Here is a 15,098-nt window from a genome sequence, read left to right on the forward strand (position 1 = left end):
CACAAGAGAACTGTACTGAACGGAATGCCGAGCCTATGACCGCGAACCTGTCCCCGCAACACCCCACGCCTGACGAACACGAACACCTCGAACGCAGCCTCTCCAACCGCCATATCCAGCTGATCGCCATCGGTGGCGCCATCGGTACCGGGCTGTTCATGGGCTCGGGCAAGACCATCAGCCTCGCCGGCCCGTCGATCATCTTCGTCTACATGATCATCGGCTTCATGCTGTTCTTCGTCATGCGCGCCATGGGCGAACTGCTGCTGTCGAACCTGGAATACAAGTCGTTCATCGACTTCTCCGCCGACCTGCTCGGTCCCTGGGCGGGCTATTTCACCGGCTGGACCTACTGGTTCTGCTGGATCATCACCGGTATCGCCGACGTCATTGCCATCTCCGCCTACTCACAGTTCTGGTTTCCCGACCTGCCCCAGTGGGCACCGGCGCTGGCCTGCGTCGGCCTGCTGCTGTCGCTGAACCTGATCACGGTGAAGATGTTCGGCGAGATCGAGTTCTGGTTCGCCATGATCAAGATCGTCGCGATTCTCGCCCTGGTCGGCACCGGCCTGTACATGGTCCTGGTTGGCTTCGAATCGCCCGCCGGACGTACCGCCAACCTGGCCAACCTGTGGAACGATGACGGCATGTTCCCCCATGGCCTGATGGGCTTCTTCGCCGGTTTCCAGATTGCCGTGTTTGCCTTCGTCGGTATCGAGCTGGTGGGTACCACTGCCGCCGAAGCGAAGAACCCCGAGCGCACCCTGCCGCGCGCGATCAACTCGATTCCGGTGCGGATCATCATCTTCTACGTGCTGGCGCTGATCACCATCATGGTGGTGACGCCATGGCGTGACGTGGTACCGGGCAAGAGCCCGTTCGTTGAACTGTTCGTGCTGGCGGGCCTGCCTGCGGCGGCGAGCATCATCAACTTCGTGGTGCTGACCTCGGCCGCCTCTTCGGCCAACAGCGGTGTGTTCTCCACCAGCCGCATGCTGTTCGGCCTGGCCCAGCAAGGCGATGCCCCACGCAGCTTCGAGCACCTGTCCAGCCGCAAGGTACCGGCCAACGGCCTGTACTTCTCCTGCACCTGCCTGTTGCTCGGCGCGGCGCTGATGTACGTGATTCCGGACCTGATCGAAGCCTTCACCCTGGTGACCACGGTGTCGGCGATCCTGTTCATGTTCGTCTGGACCCTGATCCTGCTGTCGTACCTGAGCTTCCGCAAAAACCGCCCGGCCCTGCATCAGGCGTCGAAGTACAAGATGCCCGGTGGACGCTTGATGTGCTACGTGTGCCTGACTTTCTTCGCCTTCATCCTGGTGCTGCTGAGCCTGGAGAGCGACACCCGTCAGGCATTGATCGTCACGCCGCTGTGGTTCCTGTTGCTGGCCGTGACCTATCAGTTCGTGCGGCGCAATCGCCAAGCGTTGGCGACCCAGCAGAACTGACCCCCAGCCGGTTGCGCACCAGCGCGGCGCAACCGGCTGCACCGCCTCCCCCGTTCAGCCCCAGGCCGGTGCAAGTATTCGTCTCCCCGCCCCTCAATGCCCGTGCCAGAGCCCTCGACGGTTCCGGCACAGCCCTTGCTAAAGCTCTCTCCCGAAGTCGCCATCTGCCTTACCCGCACATTCGAACTCAACGGAGAGAGCACTATGAAGCGTCGCAGTCTGATCAAGGCCTTCACCCTCAGCGCGTCCATCGCGGCGATGGGCCTTAGCTGGAGTATCCAGGCCGCCGAGACCATCAAGGTCGGCATCCTGCATTCGCTGTCCGGGACCATGGCGATTTCCGAGACCTCGCTCAAGGACATGGCCTTGATGACCATCGAGCAGATCAACGCCAAAGGCGGCGTCAACGGCAAACTGCTGGAGCCGGTAGTGGTCGATCCGGCGTCGAACTGGCCGCTGTTCGCCGAGAAAGGCCGCCAGCTGCTGACCCAGGACAAGGTCGCAGTGGTGTTCGGTTGCTGGACCTCGGTGTCACGCAAATCGGTGCTGCCGGTGTTCGAGGAGCTCAACGGCCTGCTGTTCTACCCGGTGCAGTACGAAGGCGAAGAAATGTCGCCGAACGTGTTCTACACCGGCGCCGCGCCGAACCAGCAGGCGATCCCGGCGGTGGAATACCTGATGAGCGAAGAAGGCGGCGCGGCCAGGCGATACTTCCTGCTCGGCACCGACTATGTCTATCCACGCACCACCAACAAGATCCTGCGCGCCTTCCTGCACAGCAAGGGCGTGGCCGACAAGGACATCGAGGAGGTCTACACGCCGTTTGGCCACAGCGACTATCAAACCATCGTCGCCAACATCAAGAAGTTCTCCGCAGGCGGCAAGACGGCGGTGATCTCCACGGTCAACGGCGACTCCAACGTGCCGTTCTACAAGGAACTGGCCAACCAGGGCCTGAAAGCCACCGACGTGCCGGTGGTGGCCTTCTCCGTGGGTGAAGAAGAGCTGCGCGGGATCGATACCAAGCCGTTGGTGGGGCACCTGGCAGCATGGAACTACTTCGAGTCGGTGGACAACCCGGTCAACAGCCAGTTCGTCACCGACTGGAAAGCCTACGCCAAAGCCAAGAACCTGCCGGGCGCCGACAAGGCGGTGACCAACGATCCGATGGAAGCCACCTACGTCGGTATCCATATGTGGGCCCAGGCAGTCGAGAAGGCTGGCACCACCGATGTCGACAAGGTCCGCGAAGCCCTGGCCGGGCAGACGTTCAAAGCACCCTCGGGCTACACCCTGACCATGGACAAGACCAACCACCACCTGCACAAGCCGGTGATGATCGGCGAGATCCAGGATGACGGGCAGTTCAATGTGGTCTGGGAGACCGAGCAGCCGCTGCGGGCACAGCCGTGGAGCCCGTTCATTCCGGGCAATGACAAGCGGCCGGATTATGCGGTGAAAGGTAACTGAGAAGCGGGGCCGCTGTGCGCCCCATCGCCGGCAAAGCCAGCTCCCACAATGTTCGGTGCATACAGTACCTGTGGGAGCTGGCATTGCCGGCGATGAGGCCAACAAGAACACCACAAGGAAACCCTCATGCCCAAGGCTCTCCTGCGCCTTTTCCTCGGCCTCCTGCTATTGCTGCCCCTGGCCGCCCAGTCCAGCGACGCCGACTACTTCATTGCCGCCAAGACCAACGAGCAGGCGCGCCTGCTTCAGGACTGGGCAGCACAACCCGACCCGGCCCGCCTCGAACTGCTGACTTCCCTGCAGCAAGGCCGCCTCAGCGCCAGCGACAACCGCAAACTGCGCCTGAACAATCGCTTACGCGGGCTTGTGGACAATGCCCTGGCCAGCCATCAGTTGCTCAGCGACGACACCAAGATGCGCCTGGCCGCTGCTCAGCAACTGCAAAAAAGCGCCCAGCCGGCGCAAGTCGCCTTCCTCGACCGGCGCTTCGCCAGCGAAACCGATGCCGCCGTGCATGCGGCCCTCGGCCTGGCTCTGGCCAACCTGCAACTGGCAGCCAGCGACCCGGCGGTACGCCTGGCCGCCGTACGTCTGCTCGGTGAAACCGGCGACCCGATGGCCCGCACCCGCCTCGAATCGCTGCTTGAACCCGGCGTGGAAACCGACGCCAGTGTCCGCACCGCCGCCGAAACCAGCCTGGCCCAAGTCAAGCGCAAGCTGCTGGTCGGTGAACTGCTCGGCCAGGCCTTCAGCGGCCTGTCGCTGGGCTCGATCCTGCTGTTGGCCGCCCTGGGCCTGGCGATCACCTTCGGCCTGCTCGGGGTGATCAACATGGCCCACGGCGAGATGCTGATGCTCGGCGCTTACGCCACCTATGTGGTGCAGGTGCTGATCCAGCGCTACGCACCAAGCGCCATCGAGTTCTATCCGCTGATTGCCCTGCCGGTGGCGTTCGCCGTCAGTGCCGGGGTCGGCATGCTGCTGGAACGCACGGTGATCCGTCACTTGTACGGCCGCCCGCTGGAAACCCTGCTGGCGACCTGGGGCATCAGCCTGATCCTGATCCAGGCCATCCGCTTGCTGTTTGGCGCGCAGAACGTTGAAGTGGCCAATCCCGGCTGGCTCTCCGGCGGCATTCAGGTGCTGCCGAACCTGGTCCTGCCCTACAGCCGCATAGTGATCATCGGCTTCGCCCTGTTCGTGGTGTTGCTGACCTGGCTACTGCTCAACCGCACACGCCTGGGCCTGAACGTGCGCGCCGTCACCCAGAACCGCAACATGGCCGCCTGCTGCGGCGTGCCCACCGGGCGCGTGGACATGCTCGCCTTTGGCCTCGGGTCGGGCATCGCCGGGCTCGGCGGCGTGGCCCTGAGCCAGATCGGCAACGTCGGCCCGGACCTGGGCCAGAGCTACATCATCGATTCCTTCCTGGTGGTGGTACTCGGTGGCGTCGGGCAACTGGCCGGCAGCCTCTGGGCCGCCTTCGGCTTAGGGATAGCCAACAAACTGCTGGAGCCGCAGATCGGTGCGGTGCTCGGCAAGATCCTCATCCTTGCGCTGATCATTCTGTTCATCCAGAAGCGCCCGCAAGGCCTCTTCGCCCTCAAGGGACGGGTAATCGACTGATGAACCAGCCTCTGCTTGTTACCGCCAGCCAGAAGGCCGGCCCGCGCTGGACTGTGGCCATTGCTGCTGTTGTCCTGCTGGTGCTGCTGGCCCTGCCCTTGCTGTCGTTGCTGCCCGACGGGCACGGCCTGCAGGTCTCGGCCTATACCCTGACCCTGGTCGGCAAGATCCTCTGCTACGCCATTGTCGCCCTGGCGCTGGATCTGGTCTGGGGCTATGCCGGATTGCTGTCGCTGGGCCACGGGCTATTCTTCGCCCTCGGCGGCTATGCCATGGGCATGTACCTGATGCGCGAGGCGGCGGGCGATGGCCTGCCGGCGTTCATGACCTTCCTGTCGTGGACCGATCTGCCCTGGTACTGGGCCGGCACCCAGCACTTCGCCTGGGCCCTGTGCCTGGTGGTGCTGGCGCCCGGATTGCTGGCCTTGGTGTTCGGCTTCTTCGCCTTCCGCTCACGGATCAAGGGCGTGTATTTCTCGATCATGACCCAGGCCCTGACCTTCGCCGGCATGCTCTTGTTCTTTCGCAACGAGACCGGGTTTGGCGGCAACAACGGCTTCACCAACTTTCGCAGCATCCTCGGTTTTCCGATCACTGCGCCAAGCACCCGCGCAGTGCTGTTCCTGCTGACCGTCGCGCTGCTGGTGGTCAGCCTGTACCTCGGCTGGCGCCTGGCCCGGAGCAAGTTCGGCCGGGTCCTGACCGCGCTGCGCGATGCCGAGAACCGGCTGATGTTCTGTGGCTACGACCCACGGGGTTTCAAGCTGTTCGTCTGGGTGCTCAGCGCCGTGCTCTGCGGCCTGGCTGGCGCGCTCTACGTACCGCAGGTGGGCATCATCAACCCCAGTGAAATGTCGCCGACCAACTCCATCGAAGCCGCCGTGTGGGTGGCCCTCGGCGGGCGCGGCACCCTGATCGGCCCGTTGCTCGGCGCCGGTCTGGTCAATGGCATGAAGAGCTGGTTCACCGTGGCGTTTCCCGAGTACTGGCTGTTCTGCCTGGGGGCGCTGTTCATTGTGGTCACCTTGTACCTGCCCAAAGGCGTGGTCGGCCTGCTGAAGAAAAAGGGGGAGCAATGAGAGCCATACCACTGCCACCGGTGCACCCGGAATTCATGCTCGAACCGATCCTCGACGCCGGCAGCGGCCGCGATGCCATCGGCCTTGGCCAGGTGCGCGGCGCAGGCCTGGATGCCCGTCACGGCACAGTCCTGACACTGGAGGACATCAGCGTCAGCTTCGACGGCTTCAAGGCACTCAATGCGTTGAATCTGTACATCGGCGTCGGCGAATTGCGCTGCATCATCGGCCCTAACGGCGCGGGTAAAACCACCCTCATGGATGTGATCACCGGCAAGACCCGCCCCAGCAGCGGCAAGGCCTGGTTCGGCGATACCCTCGACCTGACGCGCATGAGCGAAGTACAGATCGCCCAGGCCGGCATCGGGCGCAAGTTCCAGAAGCCGACGGTGTTCGAGGCCTTGAGTGTGTTCGAGAACCTGGAACTGGCGCAGAAGACCGACAAGTCGGTACTCGCCAGCCTGGTTGCACGTTTGAGTGGCGAACAAAGGGACCGTATCGACGAAATCCTCCAGACCATTCGCCTGACCGCCTCTGCTCAACGCCCGGCGGGGTTGCTCTCGCACGGCCAGAAGCAGTTCCTCGAGATCGGCATGCTGCTGATGCAAGACCCGCAATTGCTGCTGCTCGACGAGCCGGTGGCAGGCATGACCGACGCTGAAACCGAGTTCACCGCCGAACTGTTCAAGGGCCTGGCCGGCAAGCATTCGCTGATGGTCGTCGAGCACGACATGGGCTTTGTCGGCAGCATTGCCGACCATGTCACCGTGCTGCACCAGGGCAGCGTGTTGGCCGAAGGTTCGCTGGAGCAGGTGCAGGCTGACGATCGGGTCATTGAAGTTTACCTGGGGCGGTGACCGCATCGCCGGCAAGGCCGGCTCCCACAGGGGCCAGCTCTCCAATCTGTGGGAGCTGGCCTTGCCAGCGATGAGGCCAGTACAGACAACAAACGGACAACAGACATGCTGAAAATCGACTCACTGCACCAATACTACGGCGGCAGCCACATCCTGCGCGGTCTGTCTTTCGAGGCCAGGGTCGGCGAAGTGACCTGCCTGCTGGGCCGCAACGGCGTCGGCAAGACCACCCTGCTGCGCTGCCTGATGGGCCTGCTGCCCACCCGCGAAGGCAGCGTGCACTGGGAGGGCCAGGCCATCACCGCACTCAAGCCGCATCAACGGGTGCAAGCCGGTATCGCCTACGTACCCCAGGGCCGGGAGATCTTCCCGCGCCTGAGCGTCGAAGAAAACCTGCTGATGGGCCTGTCGCGCTTCAGCGCCAGCCAGGCCAGAAGCGTCCCGCCGTTCATCTACGAACTCTTCCCGGTACTGCTGCAGATGAAACACCGCCGTGGCGGTGACCTCTCCGGTGGCCAGCAACAGCAACTGGCGATCGGCCGCGCCCTGGCCAGCCAGCCACGCCTGCTGATCCTCGATGAGCCAACCGAAGGCATCCAGCCCTCGGTGATCAAGGAAATTGGCGCGGTCATCAGCAAACTGGCCGCCCGTGGCGACATGGCCATCCTTCTGGTCGAGCAGTTCTACGACTTTGCCGCCGAACTTGCCGACCAGTACCTGGTGATGTCGCGCGGCGAAATCGTCCAGGCCGGACGCGGTGGAAACATGGAAGCCGAAGGTGTGCGCGGGCTGGTAACCATTTAACCTGACAACACTTCGTAGACGTTCGAGAAGCTGCCATGACTTACCTGATTCGTGATGCCGTAACTGCCGATCTGCCGGGCATTCGCGACATCTACAACGACGCCGTGCTCAACACCACGGCGATCTGGAATGAACAACCCGTTGATCTAGCCAATCGCCAGGCCTGGTTCGACGCCCGCCAGGCCCAGCGCTACCCGATCCTGGTAGCCGTGGACGCAGCCGCAGGCGACGACGTGCTTGGCTATGCTTCATTCGGCGACTGGCGGCCCTTCGAAGGCTTTCGCCATACCGTCGAGCACTCGGTGTACATCCGCAGCGACCAGCGCGGCAACGGTCTGGGCCCGAAACTGATGGCGGCCTTGATCGAGCGCGCACGCGCCTGTGACAAGCATGTCCTGGTCGCTGCCATCGAAAGCGGCAATGCCGCCTCGATCCGTTTGCACGAGCGTCTGGGTTTCACCCTCAACGGGCAGATGCCCCAGGTCGGGGTGAAGTTCGGTCGCTGGCTCGACCTGACATTTATGCAGTTGATCCTCAACCCCGGCGCGCCCCCACGCTCAACGGAGTGAAGTTCCATGAATGCAGCGCAACTCAATCGTGTCACCGCTGAAGGCTTTGCCTACTACCGCGACGGCCTGATGGCGCTGTTGCTGGATGCCGTCGCGCACGACGCTTCGGTGGGCTTTCTGGCGGACCTCGATACACAGCAGGCCAACAGCTATCTCGATGAAGTGAAACAGCGCCTGGTCAGCGGCGAGCTGCTGCTGTGGGTGGTCGGCAAAGACAAGGAAGTGCTGGGCAGTGTGCAGTTGGGGCTGTGCCAGAAGCTCAACGGCTTGAAACGCGCCGAAGTGCAGAAACTGCTGGTGCACAGCGCAGCGCGCCACCGGGGTCTGGGGCTGCAACTGATGCAGGCCCTGGAAGCGGCGGCGCGGCAGAAACAGCGCAGTACCTTGTATCTGGATACCGAGGCGGGGTCGGGGGCAGAGGCGTTCTATCAGTCGCTGGGGTATATCAAGGCGGGAGAAATTCCGGAATACGCCTGTGGGCCGGATGGCACTTATCGGCCGACGGCGTTGTATTACAAATTGCTGTAAGGCTTGGGGGCCAATCGCCGGCAAGGCCGGCTCCCACAAGGAGGGTGCTTGCCCTGTGGGAGCTGGCCTTGCCAGCGATCGAGCTCGAAGCGCTCGCAGTGACTCAACCCTGCAAAAACCTGCCCAAGCGCTGCCTGAGCATACTGTTCTCACTACGCAGTTGCTGAACCTCCTCCAGCAACTCCAGGGCCAGCGCCACCCCTTCCCACTCCAGGTGCAAATCGTGATGCAGCTTGGCCGCGCGCTTGGCCAGCACCGGCGCCTGATCGTCAAACAGCCAGTCTTCCGGTGTTCGCCCGGAAGGCTCGACAATGCCGTGTTCGACGATTTCGATCACGTAGGCCGCCGGCAGATCGGCTTCCTGACAGAGGGTCTGCATGTCCAGTTGAACGATCAGGGTACTGCTCATGGTCAGCTACTCCATTGTGTCCTCGGATTGAACGCGGCCTGCTCCGACAGCTTGGTCCACAGCTCGCGGGCGGCGGCATCGGACTGGCTCGGCATCACCACTTTCAACTGTGCGTACAGGTCGCCACGCTGGCCCTGCTTGTTGCTCAGGCCCATGCCTTTGATGCGCAGGCGTTGGCCGTTCTGACTGTCCGGACGGATGGTCAGGTTGACCTTGCCGGTCAGGGTCGGCATCGCCACCTTGGTACCCAGCGCGGCTTCCCAGGGCGCCAGCGGCACGGTGATGATCAGGTCATGACCTTCGACATCGAACAGCGGATGCGGTGCCATGCGAATGGTCAGGAACAGGTCGCCGTTGGCGCCACCGCCGATCCCCGGTGCTCCCTGGCCCTTGAGGCGGATCTTCTCGCCATCGCTGACCCCGGCCGGGATCTTCACGTTCAGGGTTTTGGTGGTGAAGCCGGTACGCTGGCCATTGGCGTTGTGCTGCGGGACCTGGAAGCTGATCTGCTTCGATTCCGCAGACAGGGTTTCCTCAAGGAAAATCGCCAGTTCCATTTCCACGTCCTGCCCTCGCCGACCGCTGCTGCGTTGCTGGCCGCGGCCAAAAGGGTTGCCGTTGCCACCACGTGCACCGAAGATCGAGCTGAAGAAGTCGGAAAAATCGCCGCCTTCGAAACCGCCGGAACTGCGGCTTTCCCAGCCAGGCGGGCCCTGGAAGGGCCGGCCGTGCTGGCCGTATTTGCGCAGTTCGTCGTATTCAGCGCGTTTTTCCGGGCTGCTCAAGGCCTCGTAGGCTTCATTGGCCTCTTTGAATTTTTCCTCGGCGTCGCGCTCTTTGCTGACGTCGGGGTGATACTTGCGCGCAAGCTTGCGGTAGGCGGTCTTGATCGCCTTGTCGTCCGCAGTCGGCTCTACGCCCAGTATCTTGTAATAGTCTTTGAAGTCCATCTAAGGAATCACCGTAAAGTTGTTCAATGCTTCTGAAGATTGGGGTCAAGCATAGCCTTTCAAGGTGCCCTTGGGTTTGCTGTAAAGCAGATAATCGGTCTTGATTCTGCTGGCCACTGGCATAAACTGCGCGGCCGTTTTTCCCCCGGAAGTACAACCCATGAGTGACGCATCCCCGGCCCGTGCCTGCGGCATCGACTTCGGCACCTCCAACTCCACCGTCGGCTGGCATCGCCCGGGCGTGGAGTCGTTGATCGCCCTGGAAGACGGCAAGATCACCCTGCCGTCGGTGGTGTTCTTCAACATCGAGGAGCGCCGCCCGGTCTACGGCCGGCTGGCCCTGCACGAATACCTCGAAGGTTACGAAGGCCGGCTGATGCGCTCGCTCAAGAGCCTGCTGGGTTCCAAGCTGATCAAGCACGACACCAGCGTGCTCGGCACCGCCCTGCCGTTCAAGGACCTGCTGGGCATGTTCATCGGCGAGCTGAAGAAACGCGCCGAAGCCAATGCCGGCAGGGCCTTCGATGAAGTGGTGCTGGGTCGCCCGGTGCATTTCGTCGATGACGACCAGGCCGCCGACCAGGAAGCCGAAGACACCCTGGCCGAAGTGGCCCGCAAAATCGGCTTCAAGGAAGTCTCCTTCCAGTACGAGCCGATTGCCGCGGCCTTCGACTACGAGTCAAACATTCAGGGCGAAGAGCTGGTACTGATCGTCGACATCGGCGGCGGTACCTCGGACTTCTCCCTGGTACGCCTGGCGCCTGAACGGCACATGCTCGATGACCGCCATGCCGACATTCTCGCCACCGGCGGTGTGCACATCGGCGGTACCGACTTCGACAAGCAATTGAGCCTGCAGGGCGTGATGCCGCTGTTCGGCTATGGCAGCCGGATGAAAAGCGGCGCCTTCATGCCGACCAGCCACCACATGAACCTGGCCACCTGGCACACGATCAACTCGGTGTACTCGCAAAAATCCCAGCTGGCCCTGGGCAGCATGCGCTACGACATCGAAGACACCGACGGCATCGACCGTTTGTTCAAACTGATCGAACAGCGCGCCGGTCACTGGCTGGCGATGGAAGTGGAAGAAACCAAGATCGAACTGACCCACAACGAGCGTCGCCTGGTCGATCTCAAGCGGGTTGAGTCGGGGCTGAGCGTCGAGCTGACCCGGGCGCTGTTCGAAGAGTCGATCGACAACCTGCTCGAACGCGTGCGTGGCAGTGTCAGCGAGCTGTTGAACAAGGCCGGTGTCGGCGTTGCCCAGGTTGATACGGTGTTCTTTACCGGCGGTTCCAGCGGCATTCCGGCGCTGCGCCAGAGCGTGGCGGCGATGCTGCCGAATGCGCGGCATGTCGAAGGCAACATCTTCGGCAGTATCGGCAGTGGTTTGGCGATCGAAGCCCGCAAGCGTTACGGTTGAGGTTTCCGGGGTCGCGATGCGGCCCTTTCGCCGGCAACGCCGGCTCCCACAATAGACCTGTATCGACCAGACCTGTGGGAGCCGGCCTTGCCGGCGATAAGCCTCACACCAGCTCAGCCTGGCGCAGCTCGCTCTTCAGGTAGGCATAGTAGATCGGCCCCGCCACCACCCCCGGCAACCCGAACGCCGCCTCACACACCAGCATCGCCAACAACAGTTCCCAGGACTTGGCGCTGATCTGCCCGCCGACAATCCGCGCGTTGAGGAAGTACTCGACCTTGTGGATAACAATCAGATAGCCCAGCGCCGCCATCGCCACCCAGATCGACAGCGACAGCCCGACGATGGTGATCAGGGTGTTGGACATCAGGTTGCCGATCACCGGCAACAGGCCCAGCAGGAAGGTCAGCACGATCAGGGTCTTGGTCAGCGGCAGGTGCACGCCGAACATCGGCAACACCACGGCCAGGAAGATCCCGGTGAAAAAGGTGTTGAGCAGGGAAATCTTGATCTGCGCGAAGACGATGTTGCGAAATGCCTGGACCAGCAGTGCCAGGCGATTGAACAGCGCCGCGGCCAACGGCTTGCGCCGGGAAATATCCGGGATGCGCTGCAAGGCGACGATGGCCCCGAGGATCATCCCGATCAGCAGGGTGACGAACATGTGCGCCGCTCCCTTGCCGACCAGTTGCAGTTCACCCAGATGGGTCTTCAGCCACTCGCCAATGGCGACCTTGAACTCCGCCGCGCTGGCCGGCAGGTAGGCATCGACGAACGGCGGTAACTGGCCACGGGCCTGATCGACCAGGAGCATGAACTTGTCCAGCGAGGCGCCGGGATTCTCGGCTTCGTGCAGGAGAAAACTGATCGCACCGGCAAACAACAAGGTCAAGGTGCTGACCACCAGGGTGCCGAGCAATGCCACCGCCAGCCAGCGCGCGCGCTCGCCGGCGATCAGGTGCTGCAGTTTGGGGGTAAGCATGTTGACCAGTTCGAACACCAGCAGGCCTGCCAGCAGGCTCGGCAACAGCTTGAGCGGCAACGCCAGCAACAGGCCGGCGAAGACGATGATCCAACTGGCCATTTTGATCTGGCGCGGGGTAAAGGTCATACAACCTCAAGGGCAACTGCAGGAAAAAACGCAGTCTGCCAGCCTTCACCGGACAGGCATAGTGGCAGTGCGGGCCTGACGCCGATATTGCTCAGGCGTGCAGTGGGCATGACGCTGAAACATGGCGATAAACGCCGAGGGGCTGCTGTAGCCAAGGTCGAAGGCAATCTGCTGGATCGGCAGGTTCTGCTCCAGCGCATCGATGGCCCGCAGAAAGCGCAGGCGCAGGCGCCACTCACCAAAGCTGATGCCCAGCTCGCGCAGAAACTGCCGGGCCAGGGTGCGCTCACTGACATGCACGCTCGCCGCCCATTCGGCCAACGGCCGGTTGTCCCCGGGCTCAGCGTGCAAGGCCTGCAATACGCCATCCAGGCCGGCGCTGCGGGCATAGGGCAGAAAGCAGGTCTGGGTCGGGGCCAGGCGCAGCTGGTCGATCAGCACCTGAGCCAGGCGGCGGTCGGCTTCATCCTCGGGAACCTTCACGTCGCGCCGGGCAAAGTCGCCGAGGATGGCCTTGAGAATCTCACTGATCACCAGCGTGCAGGGTTGCGTCGGTAATCCCTGGCACAAGGCGCGGTCCAGATAGACCGAGCGGTAGACGATGGCCTGAGGGTTGTAGCAGCTGTGTTCGGTGTCCGGCGGCACCCACACCGCGTAGTGCGGCGGCGAGACAAAGCGCTGGCCGGCGATCTCCAGGTGCATGATGCCGTGGGCCGCATAGTTGAGCTGGCCCCAGGCATGGCTGTGCGCGGCACTGTGCGTGTCGGCCCCGAACTCGTCGTAACGAAAGTACACCGGCGCCGGCAAGGCTGCGAATTGCGGGATGTTGAGGTATTTGCGCTGCATGCTGTCTGGATCGATGGGCAGGTTGTCTGGATGCAAGTATAGCTAGCAAGACAGACAGTGGATAATAGTGCCCTGTACCTACACGAGTTCCTGCGTCATGAATTATGCGTTTCCTTTGCTGGCCATCCTGATCTGGGCCGGCAACACGGTAGTCACCAAGATGTCGGCCGGGGCGATTTTTCCCGCCGAGATCGGTTTCTACCGCTGGCTGCTGGCCGGTCTGTTGTTCACCCCGTTCCTGCTGCGGCCGATGCTGCGCAACTGGGCCGAAATCCGCCGCAACCTGGGCAAGATCTTCATCCTCGGCGTGCTGGGCATGGCGGTGTACCAGAGCCTGGCCTACTTCGCCGCCGCCATCACCAGCGCGACCAACATGGGCATCATTCTGTCGCTGATGCCGTTGATGTCGCTGGCTCTGGCGATCATCAGCCTGGGCCAGCGCCTGACCTTCGGCGCGCTGATCGGTGCCGTGGTGTCCTTTGTCGGGGTGCTGGTGGTGGTGTCGGCCGGCGACCTCGGTGCCTTGCTGCATCATGGCGTCAATGGTGGCGACGCCATGATGCTGATCGCCACCCTGGCCTATGCGCTGTACAGCACCTTGCTGAAAAAGTGGCAACTGCGCCTGCCTCCCCTGCTCCTGCTTTATCTGCAGGTGCTGGTGGCGATTGTTGTGCTATTCCCGTTATTCCTGTTCTCGGACAGGACCGGCCTTGGCCCGGGCAATATCGGCCTGGTGCTGTACGCCTGCGTACTGGCCTCGATGGTCGCGCCGCTGGCCTGGATGCAGGCCGTCAGCCGCCTGGGGCCAAGCCGTACCACGCTGTTTTTCAACCTGTTGCCTGCGATCACCGCAGTGATCGCAGCCGTGGTGCTCGATGAACAGTTGGCGCGCTATCACCTGTTCGGCGGTCTGTTGACCCTGGCCGGGGTGATTCTCGCCGAACGCTGGAAAACGCCCATCCGCCCGACCCCGGTTACAGCCCCGCAGCCTTGAGCCGCGCCGCATGCTCGGTGAACAGGCGCACCGGGTCGGCGCCCTTGCCCACCGCACCGAGTGACTGATTGACGATGTCCAGGTGGTCGAGCGGATAGTCATCGCCGATCACCTGGCCCAGGTGCGAGCTGTAGCGACCGACCATGCCGTCGCACTGCCCGGCCTCATGGACGAAGGTCCGGGCAAACAGGCGGCAGAAGCGATTGCTGCCGTCCAGGCGGTTCAGGCCCTTGTCGGTCAGCCCCGGCTGCAAGGTGCCGGACCAGGAGTAGTAACGCACGCTGTTGACCTCGGCGGGCCCCTCCCCGCCCCAGGTGCTGGGCAGGCCCTGTGGATAAGCCTGATTGAACAAGGCCACGCCAGCGCGGGTCAGCGAATGGTGCGAGGCATGCACGTCAATCGGCAGCTTTGGCCCGCGCCAGCCGGTTTCCAGCCAGCCCATCAACACCCCCAGGCCATGCAGCAGGGCCTTGAGCAAGCGCCCACGGGCAGAATCGGCGGGGTAATGCTCAAGCAGGTAATCCGCCAGCTCCGAGCCGTGATTGGGCCCGGCGATCGAAGTCACCGACGCCACCCACTCCGGGCGCCTGGCCGCCGCATAGCGTGCTGTCAGCGCACCCTGGCTGTGGCCGAGCAGGTTGACCTTGTCGGCACCTGTGCGCTGGCGGATGTCGGCGATGATCTGCAACAACTGCTCGCCACGCACTTCAGTGGCATTGAGTGGCGACACCTGAATGGCAAAAACCCTGGCCCCGCCCCGGCGCAAGGCCGAGACAATGCCGAACCAGTAGGGATAGAGCAGCAGGCGGACAAAGCCGAGCATGCCCGGCACCAGTACCAGTGGATAACGCGTGGCAAGCGTTTGGGCCATGGCTGCATTCTCCGTTCCGTGGACAGTCGGCCCACCCTACAGGTACTTCCGTTGCAATCGCAATCGAACTCCCGACGCGCGCCGCGGTTCCAACCCTGTACAACCTG

At 62.9% G+C, this 15,098-nt stretch carries 15 protein-coding genes; 10 read left to right on the forward strand and 5 right to left on the reverse strand.

Annotated elements, in window-relative coordinates:
* The first annotated feature begins 35 nt into the window (after positions 1 to 35).
* The 8 genes from cycA to AC07OF_RS18515 all read left to right on the forward strand — a co-directional run bounded on the left by cycA (position 36) and on the right by AC07OF_RS18515 (position 8,384).
* Positions 36 to 1,451 (forward strand): D-serine/D-alanine/glycine transporter, encoded by a 1,416-nt coding sequence (cycA, locus tag AC07OF_RS18480; RefSeq protein ID WP_096335690.1) that lies wholly within the window; start codon positions 36 to 38, stop codon positions 1,449 to 1,451.
* Positions 1,452 to 1,655: 204 nt separating this feature from the next.
* On the forward strand, positions 1,656 to 2,921 hold the full coding sequence (gene urtA / locus AC07OF_RS18485; RefSeq protein ID WP_495073304.1) for an urea ABC transporter substrate-binding protein: 1,266 nt from the start codon (positions 1,656 to 1,658) through the stop codon (positions 2,919 to 2,921).
* Positions 2,922 to 3,047: 126 nt separating this feature from the next.
* A complete protein-coding gene (urtB, locus tag AC07OF_RS18490; RefSeq protein ID WP_157194396.1) occupies positions 3,048 to 4,547 on the forward strand; it encodes an urea ABC transporter permease subunit UrtB in 1,500 nt (499 codons plus the stop codon).
* On the forward strand, positions 4,547 to 5,626 hold the full coding sequence (gene urtC, locus AC07OF_RS18495; protein ID WP_157194397.1) for an urea ABC transporter permease subunit UrtC: 1,080 nt from the start codon (positions 4,547 to 4,549) through the stop codon (positions 5,624 to 5,626). The genes urtB and urtC overlap by 1 nt, the downstream gene beginning before the upstream one ends.
* 35 nt (positions 5,627 to 5,661) lie before the next feature.
* Complete coding sequence (urtD, locus tag AC07OF_RS18500; protein WP_157194812.1) at positions 5,662 to 6,483, forward strand: urea ABC transporter ATP-binding protein UrtD; 822 nt, start codon at positions 5,662 to 5,664, stop codon at positions 6,481 to 6,483.
* 105 nt (positions 6,484 to 6,588) lie between these two features.
* Entirely contained in the window at positions 6,589 to 7,287 is a 699-nt protein-coding gene (gene urtE / locus AC07OF_RS18505) for an urea ABC transporter ATP-binding subunit UrtE (protein ID WP_495073305.1), read from the forward strand.
* A 35-nt stretch (positions 7,288 to 7,322) separates the two neighbouring features.
* Positions 7,323 to 7,856 (forward strand): GNAT family N-acetyltransferase, encoded by a 534-nt coding sequence (locus AC07OF_RS18510; RefSeq protein WP_157194398.1) that lies wholly within the window; start codon positions 7,323 to 7,325, stop codon positions 7,854 to 7,856.
* A gap of 6 nt (positions 7,857 to 7,862) precedes the next feature.
* Positions 7,863 to 8,384 carry a GNAT family N-acetyltransferase gene (locus tag AC07OF_RS18515; protein WP_495073306.1) on the forward strand — a complete coding sequence of 174 codons (522 nt, stop codon included), beginning with the start codon at positions 7,863 to 7,865 and terminating at the stop codon, positions 8,382 to 8,384.
* Positions 8,385 to 8,487: 103 nt separating this feature from the next.
* Here AC07OF_RS18515 and AC07OF_RS18520 read toward each other — a convergent pair whose 3' ends face one another.
* Complete coding sequence (locus tag AC07OF_RS18520) at positions 8,488 to 8,793, reverse strand: chaperone modulator CbpM (RefSeq protein WP_157194400.1); 306 nt, start codon at positions 8,791 to 8,793, stop codon at positions 8,488 to 8,490.
* Between the two features lie 2 nt (positions 8,794 to 8,795).
* Positions 8,796 to 9,743 carry a curved DNA-binding protein gene (gene cbpA, locus AC07OF_RS18525; protein ID WP_038615139.1) on the reverse strand — a complete coding sequence of 316 codons (948 nt, stop codon included), beginning with the start codon at positions 9,741 to 9,743 and terminating at the stop codon, positions 8,796 to 8,798.
* 160 nt (positions 9,744 to 9,903) lie between these two features.
* Here cbpA and AC07OF_RS18530 point away from each other — a divergent pair, with 160 nt between their 5' ends.
* Entirely contained in the window at positions 9,904 to 11,169 is a 1,266-nt protein-coding gene (locus tag AC07OF_RS18530; protein ID WP_038615141.1) for an Hsp70 family protein, read from the forward strand.
* A gap of 103 nt (positions 11,170 to 11,272) precedes the next feature.
* Here AC07OF_RS18530 and AC07OF_RS18535 read toward each other — a convergent pair whose 3' ends face one another.
* Together AC07OF_RS18535 and AC07OF_RS18540 are read right to left on the reverse strand one after the other, a co-directional pair.
* Positions 11,273 to 12,280 carry an AI-2E family transporter gene (locus tag AC07OF_RS18535; protein ID WP_157194401.1) on the reverse strand — a complete coding sequence of 336 codons (1,008 nt, stop codon included), beginning with the start codon at positions 12,278 to 12,280 and terminating at the stop codon, positions 11,273 to 11,275.
* 45 nt (positions 12,281 to 12,325) lie between these two features.
* Positions 12,326 to 13,126, reverse strand: a complete 801-nt coding sequence (locus AC07OF_RS18540; protein ID WP_157194402.1) for an AraC family transcriptional regulator — start codon at positions 13,124 to 13,126, stop codon at positions 12,326 to 12,328.
* Positions 13,127 to 13,223: 97 nt separating this feature from the next.
* On the opposite strand from AC07OF_RS18540, the gene AC07OF_RS18545 reads away from it, so the two are divergent.
* Positions 13,224 to 14,120, forward strand: a complete 897-nt coding sequence (locus tag AC07OF_RS18545; RefSeq protein ID WP_157194403.1) for a DMT family transporter — start codon at positions 13,224 to 13,226, stop codon at positions 14,118 to 14,120.
* On the opposite strand, the gene AC07OF_RS18550 is transcribed toward AC07OF_RS18545, so the two are convergent.
* Positions 14,101 to 14,991 (reverse strand): lipase family alpha/beta hydrolase, encoded by an 891-nt coding sequence (locus AC07OF_RS18550; protein ID WP_157194404.1) that lies wholly within the window; start codon positions 14,989 to 14,991, stop codon positions 14,101 to 14,103. The genes AC07OF_RS18545 and AC07OF_RS18550 overlap by 20 nt on opposite strands.
* Between the last annotated feature and the right edge of the window lie 107 nt (positions 14,992 to 15,098).

The sequence above is a fragment of the Pseudomonas sp. GW821-FHT10B02 genome (assembly GCF_059415665.1).

Coding starts and splice junctions, on each gene's coding strand:
- cycA (WP_096335690.1), top strand. CDS start 36: ATGACCGCGAACCTGTCCCCGCAACACCCCACGCCTGACGAACACGAA.
- urtA (WP_495073304.1), top strand. CDS start 1,656: ATGAAGCGTCGCAGTCTGATCAAGGCCTTCACCCTCAGCGCGTCCATC.
- urtB (WP_157194396.1), top strand. CDS start 3,048: ATGCCCAAGGCTCTCCTGCGCCTTTTCCTCGGCCTCCTGCTATTGCTG.
- urtC (WP_157194397.1), top strand. CDS start 4,547: ATGAACCAGCCTCTGCTTGTTACCGCCAGCCAGAAGGCCGGCCCGCGC.
- urtD (WP_157194812.1), top strand. CDS start 5,662: ATGCTCGAACCGATCCTCGACGCCGGCAGCGGCCGCGATGCCATCGGC.
- urtE (WP_495073305.1), top strand. CDS start 6,589: ATGCTGAAAATCGACTCACTGCACCAATACTACGGCGGCAGCCACATC.
- AC07OF_RS18510 (WP_157194398.1), top strand. CDS start 7,323: ATGACTTACCTGATTCGTGATGCCGTAACTGCCGATCTGCCGGGCATT.
- AC07OF_RS18515 (WP_495073306.1), top strand. CDS start 7,863: ATGAATGCAGCGCAACTCAATCGTGTCACCGCTGAAGGCTTTGCCTAC.
- AC07OF_RS18520 (WP_157194400.1), bottom strand. CDS start 8,793: ATGAGCAGTACCCTGATCGTTCAACTGGACATGCAGACCCTCTGTCAG.
- cbpA (WP_038615139.1), bottom strand. CDS start 9,743: ATGGACTTCAAAGACTATTACAAGATACTGGGCGTAGAGCCGACTGCG.
- AC07OF_RS18530 (WP_038615141.1), top strand. CDS start 9,904: ATGAGTGACGCATCCCCGGCCCGTGCCTGCGGCATCGACTTCGGCACC.
- AC07OF_RS18535 (WP_157194401.1), bottom strand. CDS start 12,280: ATGACCTTTACCCCGCGCCAGATCAAAATGGCCAGTTGGATCATCGTC.
- AC07OF_RS18540 (WP_157194402.1), bottom strand. CDS start 13,126: ATGCAGCGCAAATACCTCAACATCCCGCAATTCGCAGCCTTGCCGGCG.
- AC07OF_RS18545 (WP_157194403.1), top strand. CDS start 13,224: ATGAATTATGCGTTTCCTTTGCTGGCCATCCTGATCTGGGCCGGCAAC.
- AC07OF_RS18550 (WP_157194404.1), bottom strand. CDS start 14,991: ATGGCCCAAACGCTTGCCACGCGTTATCCACTGGTACTGGTGCCGGGC.